The organism is Chamaesiphon sp. VAR_69_metabat_338 (assembly GCF_031423935.1).
Lineage (GTDB): Bacteria > Cyanobacteriota > Cyanobacteriia > Cyanobacteriales > Chamaesiphonaceae > Chamaesiphon.
On sequence record NZ_JANPGM010000380.1, the window covers coordinates 1 to 2,810 of the forward strand.

At 52.8% G+C, this 2,810-nt stretch carries 1 protein-coding gene; it reads right to left on the bottom strand.

Annotation, left to right across the window (positions count from 1 at the left end; translation table 11 throughout):
- Positions 1 to 172: 172 nt before the first annotated feature.
- The gene (locus tag RMO84_RS10625; RefSeq protein WP_310488434.1) at positions 173 to 2,743 is read right to left on the bottom strand and encodes a DNA topoisomerase (ATP-hydrolyzing); all 2,571 of its coding nucleotides are present in this window, start codon (positions 2,741 to 2,743) and stop codon (positions 173 to 175) included.
- Between the last annotated feature and the right edge of the window lie 67 nt (positions 2,744 to 2,810).

Genomic DNA, 2,810 nt, shown 5'->3' on the forward strand with positions numbered 1-2,810 from the left:
CGGCGATCGACTCATCACCCTTGGCCCTGACGAACAGATTGCCTTTGTTAATGAAGGAATGGTGTAGAGGGGATTGGGAATAGGGGAGCGGGGAGCGGGGAGCGGGGGATTAGGCGAAGTTTGAGTCCAAATTCACTATCCCCTATCCCCTATCCCCTATTCCCTATCCCCTCTACACCATTCCTTCATTAACAAAGGCAATCTGTTCGTCAGGGCCAAGGGTGATGAGTCGATCGCCGATGCCTTCTTTGCCGTGGGTGGTGATGCGATCGATCGGTACGATTTCGTGACGCTGGGTGGTGGTGACGAGATCGAGGGTGGGGGTGGGGAGGCCGAGATGGAGGAGGTTGTCGGTTTTAATCGCAAATTGCATCGCGTGGGTGCCCATATTGCCGGTTTGGACGATGCGGATGGTAGCGATCGGGATGCGTTTGGCGTAACCGTGGCGGGTAATTAGGACGAGGTCGTCGGTGCTATTGGCGGGGACGCAACCGACAATTTGCTCTCTGGCTCCGACTTTGAGGGCTTGAATGCCTTGGGAGACGCGTCCCATTAAGGGGATTTGTTCGGAGGCGAGGGCGAGGCGGAGGATGCGTGCGCCGGAGGTGGCGATTACAATCTCCCGTTCGTCGGTGAGGGGGACGATCGTGTGGAGTTTATCGTCTTCGCGCAGCTTGATCAGGGTGGTACCGCGATTGGTGAGTCCGCTGAGTTCTTGCTGGAGAATACGTTTAATTTTACCCCCAGCGGTCAGCAGCAGCAGTTGTTGGAGATCTTCTACGGCTTCGTTGGGGGTGGAAAGGGTGTAAATTATCTGCTCGTTCGTCTCTTGGAGTGCGGGAATGAGGCTGGCGAGGATCGTGCCGCGATCGTTCCCCAGGGTGGGGGGAATCTCGCGAATTTTGAGGGGATAAGCTTTACCCTCATTAGTAACGACCGTCAGTTCTGCATCGGTGTTAGTTTGATAAGTTTTAGTGACAAAATCTTGACTATTAGGATTGAGTTTTGCTCCAGTTTTACCGAGTCGTCTAATATAGCCTTGATGGGTAACTTCTACGGTAGTTGGTTGACTGGGTTCGGCTTCGACAATTTGCAGTTGCGTCGCCGGCAAGGTGCGATTGCGTCGCTCTTTGGCGGTGGGTCGATCTTCGATCGATTCATCGCCAGTAGTGGCTTTGGACTTGGCTCTAGCCAGACGATTTAGTTCGGATCTGTCGATCGTCGGTGGGTCTAGTTTGGTGATTTTGGTACGACGATCGTCGGCGAATTTCCGCTTGAGCGATCGCAAATCTTTCTTGAGTGATTTGAGCAGTTCGTTCCGATCTTGGAGCAGATTATTTAAGCTATTAATTTTGGTATTTACTTCCTGAAATTCGGCCTGGAGATTGGTTTTTTCCATGCCAGTCAACCGTCTTAACGGCATTGCCAAAATTGCATCGGCTTGAGTATCGCTCAGATTTAATCGAGTTTGAAAAATCGCTTTCGCTGTCGTCCCGTCGGGCGCATTGCGGAGGATATCGATCGTCGCATCGAGGTTATCTAAGGCTGTCAGGATACCGGAGAGGATATGTATCCGTTTCTGGGCTTGCTCTAGTTCGTTGCCATACTGACGGGTGAGGGTCGTTTCCCGAAACTTGAGAAATTCCTCTAGGAGTTGTCTGAGACTCAATTGGCGCGGTTGGCCTTCGACGATCGCCAGCATAATCGCGCCAAAGTTGCTCTGGAGCGCAGTTTGACGGTACAGTTGGTCGAGGACGTTACTCGGCTCGGCATCGCGCTTGATCTCGATGACGACGCGCATGCCATCGCGATCGCTTTCATCGCGCAAATCGGCAATCCCGTCGATTTTACCCGCATTAACGAGTTCGGCGATTTTTTCGATCCAGGCCGCCTTATTCACCTGAAAGGGTAATTCGGTGACGATCAGCGAATCGCGGCGTTTTTTAGATTTAGTCAGCTTGGCGCGCTCGCTAGCAACTTCGACATGTGATACCCCGCGCACGGTGATAATTCCTTTACCCGTCCGATAAGCATCATGAATGCCTTCAATCCCCATGATTTCGCCACCCGTGGGAAAATCGGGGCCGGGAATCAATTCCCACAATTTGGCATCGGGAAGATCGGGCTTGTCGATTAAGGCGATCGCGCCATCGATCGCTTCGCCAACATTGTGCGGCGGAATATTCGTCGCCATCCCTACAGCAATCCCACTGCAACCATTCACCAGCAAGATCGGGAGCTGGGCTGGTAAAACAGTCGGCTCCTGCTGCGAATTATCAAAGTTACCGATAAAATCTACCGTTGCGGTACCAACCTCGCTGAGGAGTGCTTCATGCCCGATCGGAGCTAACCGCGTCTCGGTGTACCGCATCGCCGCTGGCGGATCGTTATCCACCGAGCCAAAGTTGCCGTGTCCGCCCAACAGCGGATAACGAGTCGAAAAGTCCTGAACCAATCTCACGAGGGCATCATAGACCGATTGGTCGCCGTGGGGATGATATTTACCCAAGACATCCCCGACGACCCGCGCGCATTTGCGATAGGGTCTGTCGGGTGTCAATCCCAGCTCGTGCATCGCATAAATAATCCGCCGATGCACGGGTTTGAGTCCATCCCGCACATCTGGCAACGCCCGCCCCACGATCACACTCATGGCGTATTCTAGGTACGATCGCTGCATCTCTGATGGCAGATCGATCGGAATAATTTTGTCTGTACCTAGCAGATCTAACTGTTTTACCATGAGTTCAAATGCCTATTCGATCGCTTAAGTTAATCTCAGTCTGCCACAAACTGTTCGCAATCGGACT

Coding starts and splice junctions, on each gene's coding strand:
- RMO84_RS10625 (WP_310488434.1), bottom strand. CDS start 2,743: ATGGTAAAACAGTTAGATCTGCTAGGTACAGACAAAATTATTCCGATC.